The organism is Streptomyces sp. NPDC001002, from assembly GCF_053599215.1.
On the sequence record NZ_JBSFLV010000142.1, the window covers coordinates 1 to 22,950 of the forward strand.

Sequence of the window (22,950 nt, forward strand, 5' to 3'; positions counted from 1 at the left end):
GCTCGAACTCACGGGCGATCGCCTCGCCCGACGCCTCCGGCAGCTCCGCGGTGTCCCGGGCCTCCTCCAGCGTCTGGATACCGGAAGGCCTACTCCTCGTCCCGGCGCAACGAGGGCTTCAGGTCCTTGAAGCGAGCCAGCAGCCCGTTGACGAACGCGGGCGAATCGTCCGTCGAGAACTCCTTCGCCAGCTGCACCATCTCGTCGAGGACGACGGCGTCCGGGGTCTCGTCGACCCAGATCAGCTCGTACGCGCCCAGCCGCAGGATGTTGCGGTCCACGACCGGCATCCGGTCGAGCGTCCAGCCGACCGAGTACTGGGCGATCAGATCGTCGATACGCCGCTCGTGCTGGGCGTAGCCCTCGACGAGCTGCATCGTGTACTCGCTCACCGGCGGCTGCCGGGTGTCGTCCCGGGAGAGTCGGATCCAGTCCGCGAGGACCGTCAGGACGTCGGCGCCGCGCTGGTCGCCCTCGAAGAGGATCTGGAAGGCGCGCTTGCGGGCCGTGTTGCGGGCAGCCACGGTTAGCTGTTCACCCGGCCGAGGTAGTCGCTCGTGCGGGTGTCGACCTTGATCTTCTCGCCGGTGGTGATGAAGAGCGGGACCTGGATCTGGTGGCCGGTCTCCAGCGTGGCGGGCTTGGTGCCGCCGGTGGAGCGGTCGCCCTGGACGCCCGGCTCGGTCTCCTGGACGACCAGCTCGACGGCGGCCGGCAGCTCGACGAAGAGCACCTCGCCCTCGTGCTGCGCCACGGTGGCCGTGAAGCCCTCGATCAGGAAGTTGGCGGCGTCGCCGACGGCCTTGCGGTCGACCATGAGCTGGTCGTAGGTCTCCATGTCCATGAAGACGAAGTACTCGCCGTCCATGTACGAGAACTGCATGTCGCGCTTGTCGACAGTGGCCGTCTCGACCTTGACGCCGGCGTTGAACGTCTTGTCGACGACCTTGCCGGAGAGCACGTTCTTGAGCTTGGTGCGCACGAAGGCAGGGCCCTTGCCGGGCTTGACGTGCTGGAACTCGACGACGGACCAGAGCTGGCCTCCGTCGAGCTTGAGCACCAGGCCGTTCTTGAGGTCGTTCGTGGAAGCCACGGTTGCGGAATCTCCTGGACTGACGTGGACGACCACGGGGCACGCGCGTTACAGCGCTAGGAGCTCCTTGGTCGTGATGGTGAGTAGCTCGGGTCCGCCGTCCGCCTCGGGGCGGACGACGAGCGTGTCATCGATCCGGACACCGCCCCGGCCCGGGAGGTGGACCCCCGGTTCGACGGTGACCGGCACGCAAGCGTCCAGTTTACCCATGGCCGCAGGGGCCAACTGCGGCTCCTCGTCGATTTCGAGCCCCACCCCGTGCCCCATCAGCGCCGACAGCCTCTCCGCATGCCCCGCGGAATCGAGTACCTGGCGCGCGGCCCGGTCCACATCGCGGTAGGCGGCACCGGGCGCCAGAGCCTCGCGGCCGGCCCGCTGGGCGGCGAAGACGAGGTCGTAGAGCTCGATCTGCCAGTCGGCGGGCGAGGTCCCGATGACGAACGTACGGCCGATCTCGCAGCGGTAGCCGCGGTACCTCGCGCCGAGGCAGACGGAGAGGAAATCGCCCTCCTCGACGCGGCGGTCGGTGGGCAGGTGCGCGCGCCGGCCGGCGTTGGGGCCGGTCGCGACGGAGGTGGCGAAGGCGGGGCCGTCGGCGCCGTGGTCGACCAGACGGCGCTCCAGCTCCAGGGCGAGGTGGCGTTCGGTGCGGCCTACGAGGATGGACTCCAGGAGTTCGCCCAGGGCCTGGTCGGCGATCTCCGCGCCGATGCGGAGGCAGGAGATCTCTTCCTCGTCCTTGACGACTCGGAGCTGTTCTACTGCCCCGCCTAGGTCTGCGACGCGGATGCGGGGGGCTACTGAGCGGATCTCTCGGTGTCTGGCGACGGTGAGGTGGTGTTCCTCGACGGCCAGGGATTCCGCGCCCTGGGCTGCGGCGAGGCCTGCGGCCGCGACGGCCGGGTCGCCTGCGCTGCCCGGGAGGCTCTGTACGCGGATCGTGTCGTCGGGGCGGCCGTCCGTGGGTCTTTCGTCCGGGGGGCCGGTGCAGAGGAGGAGGTCCTCGGTTTTGCCCAGGAGCAGGACGGCGCCTTGGGGGGATGCGCCGGCCAGGTAGCGGACGTTGGCCGGGCGGGAGACGAGCGCGGCCGTGTTGCCGGCGGCGTTGCATTGTTCCCTGAGCCGGGTTCGGCGGATCGCGTACATCTCTGACATGAGATGAGCGTAGGAGGGGTGGGTGATTTGTGCCGGTTGGGAGGGTGCCGTTCGGGGGACGCGGGGGGGGGGTGGTGACGGTTGTGTCCCGGCTGACCGCCGGTGGGGGCTTGTCGCGCAGTTCCCCGCGCCCCTTAGGGACATACACGAACCGGCGATTACCAGTTCGGGGGGCTGGCTATTGATCTTGCCAGGACGTCGTTCAGTACTGCCGCCGTTTGGGCCACGTCCAGCTGGGAGTTGTCGATGATGGGGAGGCCCGAGCCGTACCAGCCCGCCATGCGGCCGTGGATGCGGGCGACCTCCTCGTCGGTGAGGCGGCGGTTGCCCGCTCGTTCGGCGTTGCGTTCCAGGACGACTTCGAGGCCGGGGAGGAGGACCACGGGGAGGAGGCCGGGGCCCACGTGGCGCTTCCAACCGCCGAGGCCGACGACCGGGCGGTCGGGGAAGACCGCGTCGTCGAGGATGCAGGAGATGCCGTTGGCGAGGAAGTTGCGCGCGGCGAAGCCGCAGGTGCGGCGGGCGAGGCGGTACTGGGCCTCGGAGTGGTCGTTCCAGCCGGACTGGGGGTCGGCGAAGCCGGCGCGGACCCATTCGCGTACGTCGTCGAGGCTGATGTGGGCCGTGGGGACCCGGCGGTGGTCCGCCCAGTACTTGGCGACGCTCGTCTTGCCGGCGCCCGCGGGGCCGATCAGCAGGACGGCGAGGGTCGTGGACGCCGGGTCCGCGCCGGCCGTGGCAGTCGGCGGGACGCTTGGCATGGCGACCGGGCCGCCCGGCGGCAGCGGGACATGGCCGGTGGTGTCCGGGACGGGGGGCGGTGGAGTCGGGACCTGGGGTGGTGCGGGCGGCGGGGCCATGGCCGGAGGGGCTCCGGGATAGCCCGGGGCTTGAGGCGGTGGCGGCACGGGGGCCGAGCCCTGGGGCGGGCCCGGGTGACCCGGGTGGTGCGCGGCCGGCGACCAGCCGGCGGCCGGTCCGTGCCCCGGCTGATGGGGCGGCGGCAGCGGAGAACCCACTGCGTGCTGCATCCGGTGCCACTCCGTCTCACTCTTTTTGGGCTCGGTTCACCGCCGGGGCGCTGCAGCCGGTGACAACAGGCCGACCGTGCTCAGCCCTTCGGGCCTCCGCGCGCTCGACCTCTCGACACCGACGCGCCCCTTCGGCTCACTCGCCGCAGGCAATTGGCGCTGGCGAGGGGGCTGGCCCCACTCCCTACCGAACGGTACCTTCCCCGGCCGCCGTTTGGTGAACGGCCGGGGGCGGTCCGAAGTGCCCGTGCCCACAAGGGCAGATCGGCATTTCGGACGGACGGCGCACCAGTGGACCTACTCGCCCACCTCGCCGTACGCGGCGAGCAGTACGGCCGGGTCCGGGCCCTCCAGGACGGTCGGCTTGGCGAGGCCGTCCAGGACGATGAAGCGGAGCAGGTCGCCGCGGGACTTCTTGTCGACCCGCATGTTCTCCAGGAGCTTGGGCCACTGGTCGTAGCGGTAGTGCAGCGGCAGGCCGACCGATTCGAGGACCGTACGGTGGCGGTCGGCCGTCGCGTCGTCCAACCGGCCCGCCAGACGGCCGAGTTCGGCGGCGAAGTGCAGGCCGACCGAGACGGCCGCGCCGTGCCGCCACTTGTAGCGCTCGTTCTTCTCGATCGCGTGGCCCAGCGTGTGGCCGTAGTTGAGGATCTCGCGCAGGCCGGCTTCCTTGAGGTCCGAGGAGACCACCTCGGCCTTGACCCGGATGGAGCGCTCGATCAGCTCGGCCGTGTGCGGACCCGCGGGCGTGCGGGCCGCCTCGGGGTCCTCCTCGATGAGGTCCAGGATCACCGGGTCGGCGATGAAGCCCGCCTTGATGATCTCGGCGAGCCCGGAGACGTAGTCGTTGACCGGCAGGGAGTCCAGCGCGGCCAGGTCGCACAGCACGCCGGCCGGCGGATGGAAGGCGCCGACGAGGTTCTTGCCCTCGGTGGTGTTGATGCCGGTCTTGCCGCCGACGGCCGCGTCCACCATGGCCAGTACGGTGGTCGGTACGGCGATCCAGCGCACCCCGCGCAGCCAGGTCGCGGCGACGAACCCGGCGAGGTCGGTGCTGGCCCCGCCGCCCACGCCGACGATGACGTCGGAGCGGGTGAAGCCGGACTGGCCGAGCGCCTTCCAGCAGTAGGCGGCGACCTCGGCGGTCTTGGCCTCCTCCGCGTTCGGCACCTGGATGGCGACGGCCTCGAAGCCCTGCTCGGCCAGGTCGGCACGGAGCGCCTCACCGGTCTCGGCGAGCGCCTCGGGGTGCACGACGGCGACCCGCTTGGCCTTCTCGCCGATCAACCCGGCCAGCTCGCCCAGGAGTTGACGGCCCACCAGGACCTCGTACGGTTCGTTGCCCGCTGTGCCGCCGACCTGGATCCGGGTCACTGCCTCGCTCATGCTTCCTTCAACTCCAGTGCGTCCAGGGCGACTTGGGTGACCTCTTCGGGCGTACGGCCGTCGGTGGCCACGACCGCGGTGGCGATCTCCTCGTACAAGTGCCGCCTGACCTCCATGAGTTCGCGCCACTGCTTGCGCGGGTTGATCATGAGGAGCGGGCGGGCGACGTTCAGGCCGGTGCGCTTGACGGCTTCCTCTACGTCCATCGAGAGGTAGACGACCCGCTGTCCGGCCAGCAGGGCGCGGGTGTCCTCGTCGAGGACCGAGCCGCCGCCCAGGGCGAGGACGCCGTCGTGCTCGGCGAGTGCCCGGCGCACCGCCTCCTTCTCGATCGCCCGGAAGGCGGGCTCGCCCCCGTCGACGAAGATCTCGGCGATGGTCCGGCCCTGCTCGGCGACGATGTCCTCGTCGGTGTCGCGGTAGCCGACGCCGAGGCGCTCGGCCAGCAGCTGTCCGACGGTCGACTTGCCGACCCCCATCGGGCCCACCAGCACGACCACGGGTGCGGGGCTCACCGGATGGCCAGGTGCTCTAGGTAGGAGCGCACATTGCGGCGGGTCTCGGGGACCGAGTCGCCGCCGAACTTCTCCGCGACCGCGTCCGCGAGGACGAGCGCGACCATCGCCTCCGCGACGATGCCGGCGGCCGGTACCGCGGACACGTCGGACCGCTGGTGGTGGGCCTGCGTGGCCTCGCCGGTGACCACGTCGACGGTCCGCAGGGCGTGCGGCACGGTGGCGATGGGCTTCATCGCGGCGCGTACGCGGAGCAGTTCACCGGTGGAGAGGCCGCCCTCGGTGCCGCCGGAGCGGCCCGAGACCCGGCGGATGCCCTCGTCGGTCTTCACGATCTCGTCGTGCGCCTGCGAGCCGGGCACCCGCGCCAGCTCGAAGCCGTCGCCGATCTCGACGCCCTTGATGGCCTGGATGCCCATGAGGGCACCGGCGAGACGGGCGTCCAGCTTGCGGTCCCAGTGGACGTGCGAGCCGAGGCCCACCGGCACGCCGTAGGCCAGGATCTCGACCACACCGCCGAGGGTGTCGCCGTCCTTGTGGGCCTGGTCGATCTCGGCGACCATCGCCTTCGACGCGTCCGCGTCCAGGCAGCGCACGGGGTCCGCGTCCAGCTTCTCGACGTCGGCCGGCGTGGGCAGGACGCCCTGCGGGGCCTTCGCGGCGGCCAGTTCGACCACGTGCGAGACGATCTCGATGCCGGCCGTCTCCTTGAGGTACGAGCGGGCCACGGCGCCCAGCGCCACCCGGGCCGCGGTCTCCCGGGCCGACGCGCGCTCCAGGATCGGCCGGGCCTCGTCGAAGCCGTACTTCTGCATGCCCGCGAGGTCGGCGTGGCCGGGCCGCGGCCGGGTCAGCGGCGCGTTGCGCGCCAGCCCCGCCAGGATCTCCGGGTCGACCGGGTCGGCCGCCATGACCTGCTCCCACTTGGGCCACTCGGTGTTGCCCACCATGATCGCGACCGGGGAGCCGAGCGTGAGACCGTGCCGGACGCCGCCGAGGAAGGTGACCTCGTCGCGCTCGAACTTCATACGGGCACCGCGGCCGTAGCCGAGCCGACGCCGGGCCAGGTGGTCGGCGACCATGTCGGTGGTGATCGGCACGCCGGCGGGAAGGCCCTCCAGCGTCGCGACAAGTGCGGGACCGTGGGACTCTCCCGCGGTCAGCCAACGCAGCCTGCTCAACGATGCTCCTCAGTGCTCGCGCCCTGGTACTGCCTGCGTACGCGCGTCCTCGCGTACGACGACGGCCCGACCAGGTGCGCGGCCCTGGCCCGCCACCCCGATCCTCCCACGTCCGGGCGCCGGGCCCGCCCGCCGGTCCAGCAGACGGACGGCGGGAGTGTCAGGAGGAGGCGTCCTGCTGACGCGGCTGCGGAGCGTAGACGCCCAGGTGGTCGGCGCCGCTCCCCTGGCTCAGCGCGCTCTGGCCGCTCGGCGCCTGCTGCGGCGCGTACGCCCCCAGGTAGTCCGCGCCGCGGCCCTGTCCGTACTGCGCGGCCGCGTGCACCGGCACTCCGTTGCGCACGGCACGCCGGTACTTGATCTTCGCGACCAGCTTCAGCACCCAGGACGCGACGACGGCGAGCACGATGAGGCTGAGGACGGTGATCTGGACCCAGTCCGGCATGAACTTCAGGACGGCCTCGAAGATCTCGCTCTTGCCGGACGCCAGCGGCACACCTGTGGCCATGACCCACTCCCCCGAATTCCGTTCCGCCCCCTGCGGAACAGGCGAATCCTAGCGGGATTCGAGTGCGTGTTCGCCCGCTTTTCGCATGGCATCGAGGGGTGCCGGCACGCGTCCCGTCATCTGCTCGACCTGGAGCACGGCCTGGTGGACCAGCAGGTCGAGCCCGCTGACGACGGCACCGCCGTACGCCGACCAGCGGGCCGCGAGTGCGGTCGGCCACGGGTCGTAGAGCACGTCGAAGAGGGTGGCGGGCCGCTCGGGGACGGCGGCAGAGAGCTCGTCCGTGGTGCCGGCCGGGGTGGTGGCGATGACGAGGGGCGCGCGCAGGGCCTCGGCCGCGTCCGCCCAGTCCGCGATGCGCACCTCGACGTCGAGCCGCTCGCCCCACTCCCGCATCTCGGCGGCGCGGGCCTCGCTGCGGACATAGACGACGACGTCGCCGGTGCAGACGCGGGCCAGGGCGGCGAGGGCGGAGGAGGCGGTGGCGCCGGCGCCGAGGATCGCGGCCGAGTCGACCTGTTCGATGCCGTGCTCGCGCAGGGCGGCGACGATGCCGGGGATGTCGGTGTTGTCGCCGCGGGTGCGACCGTCCTGCGTGAACACGACGGTGTTGACCGCGTCGACCGAGGCGGCCGTCTCGCTGATCTCGTCGAGCAGGGGTATGACGGCCCGCTTGAGCGGCATGGTCAGCGACAACCCGGCCCATTCCGGCCCGATTTTCTCGAAGAAACGGGGCAGTGCGGCCTCGTCGACCTCGAACCGGTCGTAGGACCAGTCCGCGAGCCCCAATTCCTGATAGGCGGCGCGGTGCAGCACCGGCGAGAGGGAATGGGCGATGGGCTTGCCCAGTACTGCTGCCCGACGGGAGTCAGCTGCCCGTGGCCTCATTGAACTTTTCCTTGAGCTTCAGGAATTCGGCGTGCGTCTTGGCGAATTCGGTCTTGTTCACACCGTCGGTCGCGACGAAGTAGAACCAGCCGTCGTCCGTCGGATTCAGCGCCGCCTTCAGCGCGATGTCGCCCGGATTGTCGATCGGGCCGGGCGGCAGGCCCTTCTGCGTGTACGTGTTGTACGGGTCCTGGTTCTTGTTGATCTCCGACTCGCTGATGTTGATGTTGCTCTGACCCTTCAGGTAATTGAAGGTCGAGTCGAACTGCAGCAGGCCGTAGGTCTCGGGGTTCGCCAGGTTGAGCCGGTTGTAGACCACTTCCGCCATCTTGCGGTAGTCGTCCTCGGTCTTCCCCTCGGCCTGTACGAGGCTCGCGACCGTGATGACCTGCAACGGGCTGTCCAGCTTGAGTTCCTTGGCCTTCGCCTCCAGGTCGTACTTGGCGTAGGCCTTGGCGGCGTCACTGACCATCGACTTGAGGACCGCCTCGGGCTTCATGCCCTTCGCGGCGGGATAGGTGCCCGGGTAGAGGAAGCCCTCCAGCGGGTCCTTGATCTCCTTGTTGTCGTTGGCCCAGCTCGGCAGACCGAGGGTCTTGTATTTCTCTTTCGCGATCTTCCTGGTGGCACCGGCGGAGAGGTCGAGTTTCGCGTCGATCGCCTTGTACACGCTGACATTGCGCTGGCCCGGAGTGACCATCACGTTGTTCTGGCTCTTGGGATCGAGCATCATCGCGACGGCGCTCTCGCCGGACATCTCCGTCTTCAGGAGATAGGCGCCTGCCTGAATCGTTTTTCCGTCGGGGTTCTGCGACTGGGCGGCGACGAACGCGTCGACGCTCTTGACGACACCCGCCTCCTTCAGCCGCCTGCCGATCTCGTAACCGCCCGCACCTTTCGGGATCTCGACGCTCACCGTCTTGCTGGTGCCGTCACCCGCGTAGTCCGGCGCCGAGCCGAAACGATTTTGGTAGAACTGGTACCCGAAGTAGCCGACACCGCCGATTCCGCCGCCGAACACCAGGACGACCACCAGGCAGGCGCAGCCGCTGCGGCGCTTCTTGCCCTTGCCGTCCTTGCCCTTCCGCTCGCCCCGGCCGCGGCGACTGTCGGCCTCGTCGTCGGGCTCGTCCTCGTCATCGTCGCCACCGCCGCCCGCGAAGAAGGCGTGCTCGCCTTGGTCGGGTCCGGGATCCCAGTCGGGTTTCGGCTCCGGCTCGGGCTGCCTGCGGCTGGGCGGCTCCGGCGGCGGGTACGCGTCCGGCGTGCCGTAGTAGTCGGGCTGCTCGCCCCCGTACGCGGCGGCCTGCTGGCCGTAGGGGTCCGAGGGGTCGGTGTACTGGACGTGCGTGCCGGAACCCCAGGCTCCGTTGTCGTAGGGCTGCTGCTGGGGCTGGCCGTTGTTGTCGTAGGGCTGCTGGGTGTGACCCGCGTAGTTCTGCTGCTGCCCCTGGACGCCGTACTGCTGTTCGTACTGCTGCTGGGCGTACTGCTGTTGGTCGTATTGCTGCTGGTCGTACTGGGGGTACTGCTGCTGCGCCTGACCGTAGGCGTTCTGCCCGCCGTCGCCCCACTCGCCGTACTGCTGCTGTTGGGGCTGCTGCTGGTCCGAATAATGCTGCGGCTGGCCACCGTAGGACTGCTGACCCTGCTGGGCCTGCTGTCCCTCCCATCCACCGTCCCCGAACAACGGGTCCTCGGGATGCCACGGTTCGGAGCCGTGACCCCGGCCATACTCAGTCATCGATCCCCTAGAGCCGACGGACGGCGCGGCACGCGGCTGGTGGGCCGGATTCCGTTTCGCCTCTTGCTGTGCGGTGGCTGTTCGAAAACCATCGCATCGCGCGGAACGTTACCGTATCGCGATCAGATGACCACTTCGACGCCTTCGCCGGGTGCTTTACCTGACACCCGTTCGGATTCAAGTGCTTGCTGCAAAATAATCACAGCGGCGGCCTGATCGATGACGGAGCGTCCCTTTTTGGCCTTCACCCCGGAGGCGCGCAGCCCCTGACTGGCCGTCACCGTGGTCATCCGCTCGTCGACCAGCCGGACGGGGATCGGTGCGATCCCCTTGGCCAGCTCCTGGGTGAAGGTGCGGACCTTTGCCGCGGCCGGTCCCTCGCCCCCCTTGAGGGAGCGGGGCAGACCGACGACGACCTCGATCGGCTCGTACTCCGCGACGAGTTCCCGCAGCCGGCGATGGGCCGCGAGGATGTCCCGTCCGGGGACCGTCTCCACCGGAGTGGCGAGGATCCCGTCGGGGTCGCACGAGGCGACCCCGATGCGGGCGTCCCCGACGTCGATCGCGAGCCGACGTCCTCTTCTCATCGTCGAGCCACTTCTACTTCGCCGTCTCGGCGACGAGTCGCTCGACGGAGTCGATGGCCTCGCCGACCGCGGCCGGGTTCTGGCCGCCGCCCTGGGCGACGTCCGGCTTGCCGCCGCCACCGCCGCCGAGGGTCTTGGCGGCCGCGCGGACCAGCTCGCCGGCCTTGAGGCCGCGGTCCCGGGCGCCGTCGTTCGTGGCGATGACCGTGAGCGGCTTGCCGTTGTTGACCGTGAAGAGCGCGACCACGGCGGCCCGGCCGCCCTGGATGCGACCACGCACGTCGAGCACCAGCCGGCGCAGGTCGTCCGGGGTCGTGCCGTCCGGGACCTGCCCGGTCACGACCGCGACACCCTGCACGTCCTTGGCCGACTCGACGAGCCCGGCGGCGGCCTGGAGCACCTTCTCGGCGCGGAACTTCTCGATCTCCTTCTCGGCGTCCTTCAGCTTGCCGAGCATCGCGGAGACCTTCTCCGGCAGCTCCTCGGGACGCCCCTTGATCAGCTCCTGGAGCTGGGCGACGACCGTGTGCTCGCGGGCGAGGAAGTTGTAGGCGTCGACACCGACGAGCGCTTCGATACGGCGGACACCCGAGCCGATCGACGACTCGCCGAGCAGCTTCACCAGGCCGAGCTGGGCGGTGTTGTGCACGTGCGTGCCGCCGCACAGCTCCTTGGAGAAGTCGCCGATGGTCACGACCCGGACCCGCTCGCCGTACTTCTCGCCGAACTCGGCGATGGCGCCTTCCTTCTTGGCCTGGTCGATGCCCATGACCTCGGCACGCACGTCCAGGTCGCGGGCGAGCACCTCGTTGATCTTCTGCTCGACGTCGGTCATCACGGCCGTCGGAACGGCGGACGGCGAACCGAAGTCGAAGCGGAAACGGCCGGGCTGGTTCTCGGAACCGGCCTGCGCGGCCGTCGGGCCCAGCGCGTCACGCAGCGCCTGGTGGGTGAGGTGCGTGGCCGAGTGGGCGCGGGCGATGGCCGTGCGCCGACGGCCGTCGATCGAGGCCAACGCCTTGGCGCCGACGGTGACTTCGCCGACCTGGACGACGCCCTTGTGGACGTAGACGCCCGGGACCGGCTTCTGGGTGTCGCGGATCTCGATGACGGCACCGGTGTCGACCTTGATGCGGCCGGTGTCGCCGATCTGCCCGCCGCCCTCGGCGTAGAAGGGGGTGCGGTCCAGGACGATCTCGACCTCGTCGCCCTCGGTGGCGGCCGGCGAGGAGACGCCGTCGACGAGGATGCCGACGACGGTGGTCTCGCTCTCGGTCTCGGTGTACCCGATGAAGTCGGTGGCCCCGGCGGCGTCGGCGATCGCCCGGTACGCGCCGGTGCCGGCGTGGCCCGTCTTCTTGCCCTGGGCGTCGGCCTTGGCGCGCTCCCGCTGCTCCTTCATCAGGCGGCGGAAGCCGTCCTCGTCCACCGAAAGGCCCTGTTCGGCGGCCATTTCGAGGGTGAGGTCGATGGGGAAGCCCCAGGTGTCGTGGAGCAGGAACGCCTTGTCGCCGGCGAGGACCGTGCCACCGCCCGCCTTGGTCTCGCTGACCGCGGTGTCGAGGATGTTGGTGCCGGCCTTCAGCGTCTTGAGGAAGGCGTTCTCCTCGGCGACGGCGACCTTCTCGATGCGCTCGCGGTCGGTGACCAGCTCCGGGTACTGCTGACCCATCATCCCGATCACGGTGTCGATCAGGTCGAGGACGACCGGGCCGGTGGCGCCCAGCAGGCGCATGTTGCGGACGGCACGGCGCATGATGCGGCGCAGCACATAGCCGCGGCCCTCGTTGCCGGGGGTCACGCCGTCGCCGATGAGCATCACGGACGTCCGCATGTGGTCGGTGACCACGCGCAGGGAGACGTCGGAGTCGTGCGCGGCGCCGTACTCGACGCCGGTCAGCTCGGTGGCCTTCTTGATGACCGCCATGGAGGTGTCGATCTCGTACATGTTCTGCACGCCCTGCAGAATCATGGCGAGGCGCTCCAGGCCGAGGCCCGTGTCGATGTTCTTGCTGGGGAGTTCGCCGAGGATCTCGAAGTTGTCCTTGCCGATGCCCTCGCCGCGCTCGTACTGCATGAAGACGAGGTTCCAGATCTCCACGTACCGCTCGTCGTTGACGGCGGGACCGCCCTCGGCGCCGAACTCGGGGCCGCGGTCGTAGTTGATCTCGGAGCAGGGGCCGCAGGGGCCGGGGACGCCCATGGACCAGTAGTTGTCCTTCATGCCCAGGCGCTGGATGCGCTCCTTGGGCACGCCGACGATCTCGTGCCAGATGCGCTCGGCCTCGTCGTCGTCCTTGTAGACGGTGATCCAGAGCTTCTCCGGCTCAAGGCCGTAACCACCCTTGTCCTGGGGGCTGGTGAGCAGCTCCCAGGCGTACTTGATGGCGCCTTCCTTGAAGTAGTCGCCGAAGGAGAAGTTGCCGCACATCTGGAAGAAGGTGCCGTGCCGGGTGGTCTTGCCGACCTCTTCGATGTCGGGCGTGCGCACGCACTTCTGCACGCTGGTCGCGCGCGCCCACGGCGGCTTGACCTCGCCGAGGAAATACGGCTTGAAGGGGACCATGCCGGCGGGGACCAGGAGCAGAGTCGGGTCGTCCGCGATGAGCGACGCCGAAGGGACGACGGTGTGACCGCGCTCCTCGTAGAAGCTCAGCCAGCGGCGGCGGATCTCTGCCGACTCCATCAGTGGTCCTCATTCCGGTTGTACGGGTTCTTCGTCGACGAGGTGTTCGTCGGCGAGGACGTCGGGGCTTCGATGTACTTGGGGGCGCTGCGGTTCTCGATGGCGGCGTAGCGCCGGGGCGCGGGGAGTTCGGGGGACGCGTTGATGCCCAGCGCCTCGCCCAGCTCTTCCTCCCGCCGGGCCATGTTGTCGCGGACGTCGAGCGCGAAGGCGGCCGCCCGGTCCTTGAGCCGGTGACCCGCGTCGAGCGCCTTGTTGGCCGCCGCGGCGGCCAGGTTCTCGGGGGTCAGCTGCTTCAGCTTGCGGTTGACCTTGGTGGTGGCCCAGACACCGGCGGCGACGCCGGTCGTGAACCAGAAGGTACGGCGGAACATCGCTGGTCTCAGTCCCTCTTTCCGCGGAGGTTTCGCTTGCCCCGCCGCGTGCCCGGGACGGTACGGCCCACGATCACGGTACGCCGGGACTCCTTGGCGGGCGCGGGCACCTCGTCCCGGCGGGCGCCGAGGGCACGGCGGACGCCGTAGCCGAAGGCCGCGACCTTGACGAGGGGACCGCCGAAGGTGGAGGCGACGGTGGTCGACAGGGCGGACGCGTTCGACGTGACCTCCTGGACGTCGGTGGCGATCGCGTCGACCCGGTCGATCTGGGTCTGCGCGGAGCGCACCGCCGAGGAGGCGTCCGCCAGGAGCGGGACGGCCTGGTCGGTCACGTCCGCGACGAGCTTGGTCGTCGCCTTGAGCGTCTGGGCCAGCCTCACCAGCGCCACGGCGAGGAAGGAGACCAGGATCGCCCAGAAGACGGCCACCAGGATCCCGGCCACCTCTCCACCGGACACCGCGTGCACCCGCTCCCTGAAACGTGCCTGAACATCGAGAAAGTCGTGACCGAGCCTATCGCGCCGGGGATGCCGCTCTGTACCGGATTCCGGGCCGCGAGGGCAAGAGTTGCGGGAAGCGATTGTACGGAGTGATTACGGTTCAGTACGCTCCGTGTCCCATGCGAGGTTCTCAGCCAGGCGGCACCCCTGTGAACGGCAATCTGCCCCTGGAGCTCGACGCCTTCGTCGGCCGCACGGCCGAACTCGCCGCACTGGCCCGGTCCCTGGACGCCACGCGGCTGGTCACCGTGACCGGAGCCGGCGGGGTCGGCAAGTCGCGCCTCGCGGTCCGGGCCGCCTCGCGGCGCGCGCCACGGGATGGGGTGTGGCGGGTCGAGCTGGCGCCGGTGAGCGATCCGGATCTCGTCGACTACTCCGTGATGGACGCCCTCGGCCTCACCGACCACACGACCAGGCCCCCGCGCGAGACGCTGCTGGCGCATCTCGCCGAGCGTCAACTCCTGCTGGTCCTGGACGGGTTCGAGCATCTGGTGGACGTCTGCGCCGGCCTGGTCGCCGAGTTGCTGCGCGAGGTGCCCGGGCTCCGGGTGCTCGCGGTGGGCCGCAGGCCGCTGGCCGTCGCGGGCGAGCGGGTCTTCCCGCTGGCGCCCCTCGACGAACGCGAGGCGGTGGAGCTGTTCCTGCGCCGGGCCGCGCAGCAGGGGCTGGAGCCGGCGGACGGACCGGAGGTACGGGAGCTGTGCCGGCGCCTGGACGGCATCCCGCTGGCGATCGAGCTGGCCGCGGGAAGGCTGCGGGCACTGCCTCCCGAGGAGTTGCTGGCGCGGCTCGACGACCGGTTCCGGCTGCTGACCGGCGGCGGCCGGGATGCGCTCCCGCGCCATCAGACGCTGCGGACGGCGATCGGCTGGAGCCATGAACTGTGCACGCCCGAGCAGCGGTTGCTGTGGGCGCGGCTCGCGGTCTTCGCCGGCCAGTTCGACCTGGAGGCCGTCGAGTACGTGTGCAGCGGGCACGGCCTGGTCGCCGACGGCGTCCTCGACGTGCTCTCGGAACTGCTCGCGCAGTCGGTGGTGGTCCGCGAGGAGACGTCCTCGGGTCTGCGCTACCGCATGCTGGACACGGTCCGGGCCTACGGCGCGGACTGGCTGGAGGCGACCGGGGACGCGGCCCGGCTGCGGCGCCGGCACCGCGACTGGTACCTGGGCCTGGCCACCTGGTGCGAGCTGGACTGGTTCTCGCCGCGCCAGGCGGAGGTCGCCGTGCGAGTGGAGGCGGAGCTCCCCAATCTGCGCAGCGCCCTCGAACACTGCCTCACCGAGCCGGAGGAGGCCCACCTGGGCCAGTACCTCGCGGCCTCGCTCTGGTTCTACTGGGCCGGCTGCGGCCGCCTCTCGGAGGGCCGGCACTGGCTGGACCAGGTCGTACGCCTGGACTCCGGCCACGAGGACTCCCGCCTGAAGGCGCTGTGGGTGCTCGGCTACGTGGCGATCCTGCAGGGCGACAAGGTGCCCGCGCTGGCGGCCCTCCAGGAGTGCCGGGAAGAGGCGGAACTCTCCGCCAGCCCTACGGCGGTGGCGTACGCGGAACACCGCACGGGCTGTCTGGCCCTGGTCACGGACGACATGCCCCGCGCGGAGAAACTGCTTCGCTCGGCGCTCGACCGCTACCAGGAGATCGGCGAGCTGAACAGCAATGTCCTGATGGGCCAGGTCGAGCTGGCCATGTCGCTGGCGTTCCAGGGCGATCTGGCCGGCGCGGTGGGCCTGTGCGAGGACGTCCGCCGGGTCTGCGAGGACCACGGCGAGCGCTGGTCGCGCGCCTACGCGCTGTACGTCCTGGCGTACGCAGCCTGGGCGGACGGCGACACGGCCCGGGCCCGCGCCCTGCTCACCGACTGCCTCGGCAGCGCCCACGCCTTCCACGATCTGCTCGGTTCGGTGCTCTCGGTCGAGCTGCTCGCCCTGGTCACGGCGGTGGAGGGCGACGCGGCCGAGGCCGCGGTGCTGCAGGGGGCGGCCGGACGGATGTGGCGCTCGGTGGGCCTGCCGCTGTTCGGCTCGGCGTACTACAACGCCCCGCACGAACTGTGCGAGGCGAAGGCCCGGGAGCGCCTCGGCGACGCACGGTACGAGGAGTGCGTACGGGAAGGGGCGCGGCTGGTGCGGGAGGTGGCCGTCTCCCGGGCGCTGGAACGGCCGCTGGACGGGCTGCCCGCGCCCCGGGGGCCGGTGCTGCGGGCCACGGCGGGGGTGCAGACGCACGAACCCGCCGCCTCCCGCGCCCACAAGGGCGGGGAGACGGCGGGCTGAGGTGGTGCTACCGCCTGCCGGTGATCAGCGGGCGTAGTACTCGACGACGAGCTGCTCGTCGCAGATGACCGGAACTTCCTTGCGGTTCGGCTCGCGGTCCAGGCGGAAGGCCAGGGCGCGGAGGTTCACCTGGAGGTAGCGGGGGGTCTCGCCGTCGGGGGCGAAGCCACCCTCACGCGCGACCTGGAACAGGGTCTTCTCGCGGCTGCGCTCGCGGACCATCACGACGTCGTCGGGACGGACACGGAACGACGGCTTGTCGACCTTGCCACCGTTGACCTCGATGTGGCCGTGCACGACCATCTGACGGGCCTGGTAGATGGTGCGGGCGATGCCCGAACGCAGGACCAGGGCGTCGAGACGGCGCTCGAGCTCGACGATCAGGGCCTCACCGGTCTTGCCCTGCACCTTGGAGGCACGCTCGTAGGCACGGACCAGCTGGCGCTCGGAGAGGTCGTACTGCGCGCGCAGACGCTGCTTCTCCAGCAGACGGACCTTGTAGTCCGAGTTCTGCTTGCGGCCACGGCCGTGCTCACCCGGCGGGTAGGGGCGGGCCTCGAAGTACTTGACGGCCTTCGGGGTCAGCGCGATGCCGAGGGCACGCGACTTCTTGACCTTGGGGCGGGACTGATTCGCCACTGTCTCTCATTTCTTGTGTTCGGCTTGTCAGAGTCGTGGGAGGTCGCATCCGCAGCCGGGGAAACCCGCCTCGTCCTGACGGACGGAGTGGGCAGCCGCTCCCCTGATCTGGGCACTCTGTGCAGCACGCGAGTGGCCCACCGACCGGTCCCGTCCTGCGACGGGTGGTGGTGGGCTGCCCGCGACACCGTTCAACGGTGCGCGACGCTCCTGGAGCCGATCCACGAGGGACCGGGTCTCCGGCCGGTTGTCCCGCTCTGACTGCGCGGGACTCGGCACTTCGAGGGATTCTACAGGGTGCTCAGGACCGCTTTCGACCCAGGTGCTTGCGGGTCCACTCCACCGCGTCCGCGTACCGCGCCTCCGCGCCGTGCCGGGTCGGGGTGTAGTACTCGCGGTCCTTCAGCTCCTCCGGCGCGTACTGCTGCTCGGCGATGCCTTCCGGCAGGTCGTGCGGGTAGACGTACCCCTGCGCGTGCCCGAGCTTGGCCGCGCCCTTGTAGTGCCCGTCCCGCAGATGCATCGGCACCGGTCCCGCATGCCCTTTTCGTACGTCCTCCAGGGCGGCGCCGATCGCCGTGGTCGCCGCGTTGGACTTGGGGGCCAGGGCGAGGGCGATGGTGGCGTGGCTGAGGGTCAGCGCGGCCTCCGGGAAGCCGATCATCGCCACGGCCTGGGCAGCGGCCACGGCGGTCGGCAGGGCGTTGGCGTCGGCGAGGCCGATGTCCTCGCTCGCGGAGATCATCAGGCGGCGGGCGATGAAGCGGGGGTCCTCGCCGGCCTCGATCATGCGGGCCAGGTAGTGCAGGGCCGCGTCGACGTCCGAGCCGCGGATGGACTTGATCAGGGCGCTGGCGACGTCGTAATGCTGATCGCCGTCACGGTCGTACTTCACCGCGGCCCGGTCGACGACCTCCTCCAGCGTCTGCAGGGCGACCTCAGCCTCGCCCTTGTCGAGAGCCGCCCCGGCGGCTGCCTCCAGCGCGGTCAGGGCGCGTCGGGCGTCGCCGCCCGCGATGCGCAGGAGGTGCTCCTCGGTGTCTTCGGGGAGGGTGACGGCGCCCTTGAGGCCGCGTTCGTCGGTCAGCGCGCGGCGGAGCAGGGAGCGCAGGTCGTCGTCCGTGAGGGGTTCGAGGGTGAGGAGCAGGGAGCGGGAGAGCAGGGGGGAGATGATCGAGAAGTACGGGTTCTCCGTGGTCGCCGCGATCAGGGTCACCCAGCGGTTCTCGACGGCGGGGAGCAGGGAGTCCTGCTGGGCCTTGCTGAAGCGGTGGATCTCGTCCAGGAAGAGGACGGTCTCCTTCCCGTAGCCGCCGGTGGCGCGGCGGGCGCCCTCGATGACCGCGCGGACCTCCTTGACGCCCGCGGTGATCGCCGACAGCTCGACGAAGCGCTTGTTGGTGGCCTTCGAGACGACGTACGCCAGGGTCGTCTTGCCCGTGCCCGGTGGTCCCCACAGGATCACGGACGACGCCCCGGCCGGGCCGCCGGCGCCCTCGCCGACCAGTCGGCGCAGGGGCGAGCCCGGCTTCAGCAGGTGCTGCTGGCCCACCACCTCGTCGAGGGTGCGCGGGCGCATCCGGACCGCCAGGGGGCTGCCGGTCGGGTCCTTCTCCTGGCGTTCTTCTGCTGCTGCGGTGAACAGGTCGGGCTCCACGCTGAAACCCTAGTTCACCGCACTGACAGTCGGGTCCGGGCCGTCGGACGGTCCGTACCCGTCGCCGTCAGCTGGTCCAGAAGTCCCACCAGCGGGTCAGGATCAGCATGCCGATGATGCCGATGTGCAGGACCGGCAGCACCCAGGTGAACTCGCCGAAGAACGACTTCAGCCAGCCCGGGCTCGGCAGGAAGCCCTTGCGGATGTTGAACGAGGTCACGTACCAGAACATGATGATCGTGGCGACCCAGGCGAGGGAGCACCACAGGCACAGCGCGTTGATCCGGTACAGGGACTGGAACTGCAGCCAGGTGCAGAAGCCCACGCCGAAGAGCGTGCCGAAGTTGAAGGTCAGCCAGTACCAGCGCGGATAGGTGGCCCGCGCGAGCAGGCTGATGCCGACGCAGATGACGATGCCGTAGCAGACCAGGCCGAGCATCGGGTTCGGGAAGCCGAAGGCCTCCGCCTGCTTGCTCTCCATGACGCTGCCGCAGGAGACGACCGGGTTCAGGCTGCAGCCGGGGGTGAAGGACGTGCCCGCCACCTTGGCTTCCAGCAGCTTGAACTTGTCGACCGTGATGACCCACGCGGCCAGCAGACCGGCCGCGCCGGTGATGATCAGCAGCAGGGCGAGGGCACGGCTGCCGCCCTCCGTGCGCGGCCCCGCCGAGGCGCTTTCCTCGGAAGGCTCGGGCTCGGTGGAGACGTCTTTGACTGTCGTCTTGCTCATCACGCCGATTCCATCTGCTTGAGAGTTGGACCTTCTTCAGGCAGGTGCCATTGTGCCGCACGGAGGCCTCTGTCCACCGTTCGGTGGACATAAGGAGGTACGCACGGTCGTCCCTGAGCGTTCGATTCCGGACGACGCTGTACGGCATGACAGCACACGCGAACGAACTCGCCGTGGACGTTCGAGGCCTGCGCAAGCGGTACGGGGACGTGACCGCGGTCGACGGCATCGATCTCGGCATCCGGCGCGGCGAGGTGTTCGGCCTGCTGGGACCCAACGGCGCCGGCAAGAGCACCACCGTGGAGATCCTCCAGGGCAACCGCGCGCGGGACGGCGGCGAGGTGTCCGTGCTGGGCGCGGACCCGGCGAGCGGCACGCGTGCGTGGCGATCTCGTGTCGGAATCGTCTGGCAGGACGAATCCGCGCCCGCCGAGTTGACGGTCCGCGAGACCGTACGGCACTTCGCCCACTACTACCCGAGGCCGCGCGACCCGGAGGAGGTCATCGGCCTGGTCGGCCTGGAGGCCAAGGCGGGCGCCCGGATCAAGGCCCTCTCCGGCGGGCAGCGCCGCCGCCTCGACGTGGCCCTGGGCGTGATCGGCGACCCCGAACTGCTGCTCCTGGACGAGCCGACCACCGGCTTCGACCCGGCGGCCCGGCGCCAGTTCTGGGACCTGATCCGCAAGCTGTCCGGCGAGGGCACCACCATCCTGCTCACCACGCACTACCTGGAGGAGGCGGAGGCTCTCGCCGACCGGCTCGCGGTGATCGCCGAGGGCCGGGTCGTCGCGGAGGGCGAGCCGGCCACCCTGCGGGAGCACTACGGCACCGGCGCGACCGTCGGCTGGACCGACCCGGACGGCACCGCGCGCACCGAGCACACGGACACCCCCACCCGCACGGTCGCCGCGCTCACGCACCGCTTCGACGGCGAGATCCCGGGCCTCACGGTGACCCGCCCCACGCTGGAGGACGTCTACCTCCGGCTGACCGGACAGGAAATCCGGCTCACTGGGCAGGAAGTCCGGCTTCCCGGACAGGAGGACACGCGATGACGACGACCGCCGTACGAACCAGGACCGAGGCATCCGCCGGCCGGCTGCCCGGCACCTGGGGACTGGGCATCAGGCGAGGCGGCCTTGAGATCAAGCAGTTCTTCCGGCAGCGCGACCAGGTGGTGTTCACGTTCGCGTTCCCGGTGGTGTTCCTGTTCCTGTTCGCGTCGATCTTCCACGACGACGTGCACGGATCGGGCGTCACCGCCTCGCAGTTGTACGTCCCCGCGATGATGGCCTCCGGCATCATGTCGACGAGCTTCCAGTCGCTGGGCATCTCGATCGCCGTCGAACGGGACGAGAAGCTGCTGCGCAGGCTGCGCGGGACGCCGATGCCGCCGGCCTCGTACTTCCTGGGCAAGATCTGGCTGGTTCTGTTCACCGGCATCCTGGAGACGGCGATCCTGCTCCTGGTCGGCACCACCCTGTACGACGTCGACCTGCCCTCCAGCGCGACCAGGTGGCTCGACTTCGGGTGGATCTTCGTGCTCGGTCTGACGGGGTGCGCGCTGCTGGGCATCGCGATCAGCTCGGTGCCCAAGTCGGCCAAGAGCGCCAGCTCGGTAGTCGTACTCCCCTTCCTGGTCCTGCAGTTCATCTCCGGGGTGTACATCTCCATCGACACGATCCCGGACTGGATGCTGAACGTCGGCGCGCTGTTCCCCCTGAAGTGGCTGTGCCAGGGGCTGCGGGGAGTCTTCCTGCCCGACTCGGCACAGGTCCTGGAGCAGGCGGGGAGCTGGGAGTTCGGGCGGATCGCGCTGGTGCTCGCTGCCTGGTGCGTCGGAGGATTGGTGCTGTGTCTGCTGACCTTCCGCTGGAAGACCCGGCGCGACGGATGACCGGCCCGAGCGCGGCCCGCGACGAACACGCCTGGGACCGGACGATCCGGCTCTGGGACGGGTACTTCGCGGTCGCCTGGGCGGCCACCCTCGCGTTCGTGCTGGCCGCGGCGCATCCGTCCCTGCCGGTCCGTGCGGTCGCGGCGGCGCTGCTCGTACCGCTGGTGCCCTGGTACGCCCTGGTGGGACGCCCGTTGCTCCAGCAGGACCCGCCCGACCAACGGCAGGCGCTGCGCTATCTCGCGGGGGCGATCGCGCTGTTCCTGCCGTCGGCCGTGCTGGTCGGGGAGACCCGGCTGATGGCGTTCGCGCTCGTCCCGCAGTGCTTCATGACCCTGCGGATGCGCTGGACGCTGGTGGCCGTGACGCTCATCAACCTGGCGCCGGTGGCGGGTTGGGCGCTGTTGTGGCACCCGAGCGCCGAGGACCTGTTCGCCAACTCCCTCTTCGCCGTGGTCACCTTCGCCTTCTCCGTGGTGGTCGGCAGCTGGATCGTCCGGATCATCGAACAGAGCTGGGAGCGGGCCGAGTTGATAGCCGAGCTGGACGCGAGCCGCCACGAGGTCTCGCGCCTGTCCGCGGCGCACGGTGCGTTGGCCGAGCGCGAGCGCATGGCCCGCGAGATCCACGACACGCTCGCGCAGGGCTTCACCAGCCTGCTGATGCTGATCCAGGCGGTGGAGGCGGAACTGGACCACGACCCCTCGCAGGTGCGCCGCCACTTGGCCCTGATGGACGCGACAGCCCGCCAGAACCTCGCCGAGGCCCGCGCCCTGGTCGCCGGCGGCGCACCGGCCGACCTGGCCGGCGCGTCCCTCCCCGACGCCCTGCGTCGCCTCGCTGCCCGCCACGAGGCGACGCTCGAAGTGACCGGTCCGGTACGTGCGTTGCCCGCCGCCCCCGAGGTGGTGGCCCTGCGCTCCTGCCAGGAGGCGCTGGCCAACGCGCGTAAGCACGCGGGGAGTTCGGCGGAAGTGGGGGTAGCACTGACCTACGCCGACGACACGGTGACGGTGTCCGTCCGGGACGACGGCTGCGGCTTCGACCCGGGCGTTCCGTGCACGGGCTACGGCTTGGCCGGTCTGCGAGCGCGGGCGACGGAGATCGGCGGGAAGACCCGGATCCGCAGCTCACCGGGCGACGGCACGACGGTGACGGTGGTCCTGCCCGTCGTCCTTCCGAGGAGCGCTCCGTGATCCGGATCATCCTGGCCGACGATCATCCCGTCGTACGGGAGGGTCTGCGCGCGATGCTCAGTGCCGAGCCGGACCTTGAGGTGGTCGCGGACGCGACGAGCGGGCCGCAGGCGGAGGCGTTGGCAGCCGAACTCCGGCCCGACATCGTGCTGATGGATCTGCGGATGCCCGGTGGTGGGGGCGTGGACTCGATCGTGCGGATGAGTGAGTCGGGGTTGTCGTGCCGGGTGATCGTGCTGACGACGTACGAGACGGACCGCGACATTCTGCGGGCGGTGGAGGCCGGGGCGGCGGGTTATCTGCTCAAGGACATGCCGCGGGCTCAGCTGGCGGAGGCGGTTCGCGCTGCCGCGCGGGGAGAGACGGTGTTGGCGCCGTCTGTGGCCGCGCGGTTGGTGGATCGGTTGCGGGGGCGGCCGGAGCGGCCGCGGCTGTCCGAGCGGGAGGTTTCGGTGCTGCGGTTGGTGGCGGAGGGGTGTACGAACGCGGAGATCGGGCGGCGGTTGTTCATCGGGGAGTCGACGGTGAAGACCCATCTGCTGCGGGTCTTCGGGAAGTTGGGGGTGGACGACCGGACTGCGGCGGTGACGAGCGCGATGCGACACGGCTTGCTGGACTGAGTCTTCTTCGCCCCCGCCGCCCCTACCCGTCCCATCCTGGGGCTCCGCCCCAGACCCCGCTCCTCAAACGCCGGAGGGGCTGGATTGTGCGGACCGGCACTTTGAAAACCATGGTCCGCACCACCCAGCCCGTCCGGCGTTTGAGGACGAGGCCGTTCAGGCCGAAGCGGGGGTCTGGGGGCGGCAGCATCCAGTTCGGCTCGCTGTACGTGCCCATCACGGCGGGCGCGACCACCTTCGGCGTCCTGACCGTGCTGCGGCCCTCCGCCACCGACGCCACCGAG

The 22,950-nt window shown here is 70.3% G+C and carries 22 protein-coding genes; 5 read left to right on the top strand and 17 right to left on the bottom strand.

Translation table 11 applies throughout. From position 1 onward, the window contains the following. Window positions 1–89 precede the first annotated feature (89 nt). The 14 genes from nusB to ACWDR3_RS38980 form a co-directional block, all read right to left on the bottom strand. Window positions 90–524 (bottom strand): transcription antitermination factor NusB, encoded by a 435-nt coding sequence (gene nusB / locus ACWDR3_RS38915; RefSeq protein WP_124002854.1) that lies wholly within the window; start codon window positions 522–524, stop codon window positions 90–92. A 2-nt stretch (window positions 525–526) separates the two neighbouring features. Further along, the gene (efp, locus tag ACWDR3_RS38920) at window positions 527–1,093 is read right to left on the bottom strand and encodes an elongation factor P (RefSeq protein ID WP_093831276.1); all 567 of its coding nucleotides are present in this window, start codon (window positions 1,091–1,093) and stop codon (window positions 527–529) included. A 48-nt stretch (window positions 1,094–1,141) separates the two neighbouring features. Next, complete coding sequence (locus tag ACWDR3_RS38925; RefSeq protein ID WP_450357317.1) at window positions 1,142–2,248, bottom strand: aminopeptidase P family protein; 1,107 nt, start codon at window positions 2,246–2,248, stop codon at window positions 1,142–1,144. Window positions 2,249–2,406: 158 nt separating this feature from the next. Further along, complete coding sequence (locus tag ACWDR3_RS38930) at window positions 2,407–3,279, bottom strand: Pro-rich N-terminal domain-containing protein (RefSeq protein ID WP_450357318.1); 873 nt, start codon at window positions 3,277–3,279, stop codon at window positions 2,407–2,409. Between the two features lie 297 nt (window positions 3,280–3,576). Beyond that, window positions 3,577–4,668, bottom strand: coding sequence for a 3-dehydroquinate synthase (gene aroB / locus ACWDR3_RS38935; protein ID WP_450357319.1), 1,092 nt, complete (start codon window positions 4,666–4,668; stop codon window positions 3,577–3,579). Next, window positions 4,665–5,147, bottom strand: coding sequence for a shikimate kinase (locus ACWDR3_RS38940; protein ID WP_450357334.1), 483 nt, complete (start codon window positions 5,145–5,147; stop codon window positions 4,665–4,667). The genes aroB and ACWDR3_RS38940 overlap by 4 nt, the downstream gene beginning before the upstream one ends. Window positions 5,148–5,179: 32 nt before the next feature. Further along, complete coding sequence (aroC, locus tag ACWDR3_RS38945) at window positions 5,180–6,364, bottom strand: chorismate synthase (protein WP_450357320.1); 1,185 nt, start codon at window positions 6,362–6,364, stop codon at window positions 5,180–5,182. Window positions 6,365–6,524: 160 nt separating this feature from the next. After that, complete coding sequence (locus ACWDR3_RS38950) at window positions 6,525–6,872, bottom strand: hypothetical protein (protein ID WP_450357321.1); 348 nt, start codon at window positions 6,870–6,872, stop codon at window positions 6,525–6,527. 48 nt (window positions 6,873–6,920) lie between these two features. Continuing rightward, window positions 6,921–7,760 (bottom strand): shikimate dehydrogenase, encoded by an 840-nt coding sequence (locus ACWDR3_RS38955; protein ID WP_450357322.1) that lies wholly within the window; start codon window positions 7,758–7,760, stop codon window positions 6,921–6,923. Continuing rightward, window positions 7,741–9,504, bottom strand: a complete 1,764-nt coding sequence (mltG, locus tag ACWDR3_RS38960; RefSeq protein WP_450357323.1) for an endolytic transglycosylase MltG — start codon at window positions 9,502–9,504, stop codon at window positions 7,741–7,743. The genes ACWDR3_RS38955 and mltG overlap by 20 nt, the downstream gene beginning before the upstream one ends. Before the next feature lie 122 nt (window positions 9,505–9,626). Further along, window positions 9,627–10,091: a Holliday junction resolvase RuvX gene (gene ruvX / locus ACWDR3_RS38965; protein ID WP_450357324.1), complete on the bottom strand. Its 465-nt coding sequence runs from the start codon at window positions 10,089–10,091 to the stop codon at window positions 9,627–9,629. Between the two features lie 13 nt (window positions 10,092–10,104). After that, window positions 10,105–12,777, bottom strand: coding sequence for an alanine--tRNA ligase (gene alaS, locus ACWDR3_RS38970; protein WP_450357325.1), 2,673 nt, complete (start codon window positions 12,775–12,777; stop codon window positions 10,105–10,107). Beyond that, on the bottom strand, window positions 12,777–13,151 hold the full coding sequence (locus ACWDR3_RS38975) for a hypothetical protein (RefSeq protein WP_450357326.1): 375 nt from the start codon (window positions 13,149–13,151) through the stop codon (window positions 12,777–12,779). Before ACWDR3_RS38975 ends, alaS begins: the two co-directional genes overlap by 1 nt. Window positions 13,152–13,159: 8 nt before the next feature. Beyond that, entirely contained in the window at window positions 13,160–13,621 is a 462-nt protein-coding gene (locus ACWDR3_RS38980) for a DUF948 domain-containing protein (protein ID WP_450357327.1), read from the bottom strand. Between the two features lie 152 nt (window positions 13,622–13,773). On the opposite strand from ACWDR3_RS38980, the gene ACWDR3_RS38985 reads away from it, so the two are divergent. Continuing rightward, window positions 13,774–15,927, top strand: a complete 2,154-nt coding sequence (locus tag ACWDR3_RS38985; RefSeq protein WP_450357328.1) for an ATP-binding protein — start codon at window positions 13,774–13,776, stop codon at window positions 15,925–15,927. A gap of 24 nt (window positions 15,928–15,951) precedes the next feature. Here the strand turns inward: ACWDR3_RS38985 and rpsD are convergent, their stop codons facing one another. From rpsD to ACWDR3_RS39000, 3 genes are all read right to left on the bottom strand, one after another. Next, entirely contained in the window at window positions 15,952–16,566 is a 615-nt protein-coding gene (rpsD, locus tag ACWDR3_RS38990; RefSeq protein ID WP_124002842.1) for a 30S ribosomal protein S4, read from the bottom strand. 301 nt (window positions 16,567–16,867) lie between these two features. Continuing rightward, window positions 16,868–18,223, bottom strand: a complete 1,356-nt coding sequence (locus ACWDR3_RS38995; RefSeq protein WP_450357329.1) for a replication-associated recombination protein A — start codon at window positions 18,221–18,223, stop codon at window positions 16,868–16,870. Between the two features lie 67 nt (window positions 18,224–18,290). Then, window positions 18,291–18,953, bottom strand: a complete 663-nt coding sequence (locus ACWDR3_RS39000; protein ID WP_450357330.1) for a vitamin K epoxide reductase family protein — start codon at window positions 18,951–18,953, stop codon at window positions 18,291–18,293. Window positions 18,954–19,099: 146 nt separating this feature from the next. On the opposite strand from ACWDR3_RS39000, the gene ACWDR3_RS39005 reads away from it, so the two are divergent. The 4 genes from ACWDR3_RS39005 to ACWDR3_RS39020 are packed head-to-tail and all read left to right on the top strand — an operon-like array spanning window position 19,100 to window position 22,666. After that, on the top strand, window positions 19,100–20,008 hold the full coding sequence (locus tag ACWDR3_RS39005; RefSeq protein ID WP_450357331.1) for an ABC transporter ATP-binding protein: 909 nt from the start codon (window positions 19,100–19,102) through the stop codon (window positions 20,006–20,008). Then, window positions 20,005–20,850: an ABC transporter permease gene (locus tag ACWDR3_RS39010; protein ID WP_450357332.1), complete on the top strand. Its 846-nt coding sequence runs from the start codon at window positions 20,005–20,007 to the stop codon at window positions 20,848–20,850. The genes ACWDR3_RS39005 and ACWDR3_RS39010 overlap by 4 nt, the downstream gene beginning before the upstream one ends. Next, the gene (locus ACWDR3_RS39015; protein ID WP_450357335.1) at window positions 20,847–22,046 is read left to right on the top strand and encodes a sensor histidine kinase; all 1,200 of its coding nucleotides are present in this window, start codon (window positions 20,847–20,849) and stop codon (window positions 22,044–22,046) included. The genes ACWDR3_RS39010 and ACWDR3_RS39015 overlap by 4 nt, the downstream gene beginning before the upstream one ends. Next, the gene (locus ACWDR3_RS39020) at window positions 22,043–22,666 is read left to right on the top strand and encodes a response regulator (RefSeq protein WP_450357333.1); all 624 of its coding nucleotides are present in this window, start codon (window positions 22,043–22,045) and stop codon (window positions 22,664–22,666) included. The genes ACWDR3_RS39015 and ACWDR3_RS39020 overlap by 4 nt, the downstream gene beginning before the upstream one ends. Window positions 22,667–22,950: the final 284 nt, after the last annotated feature.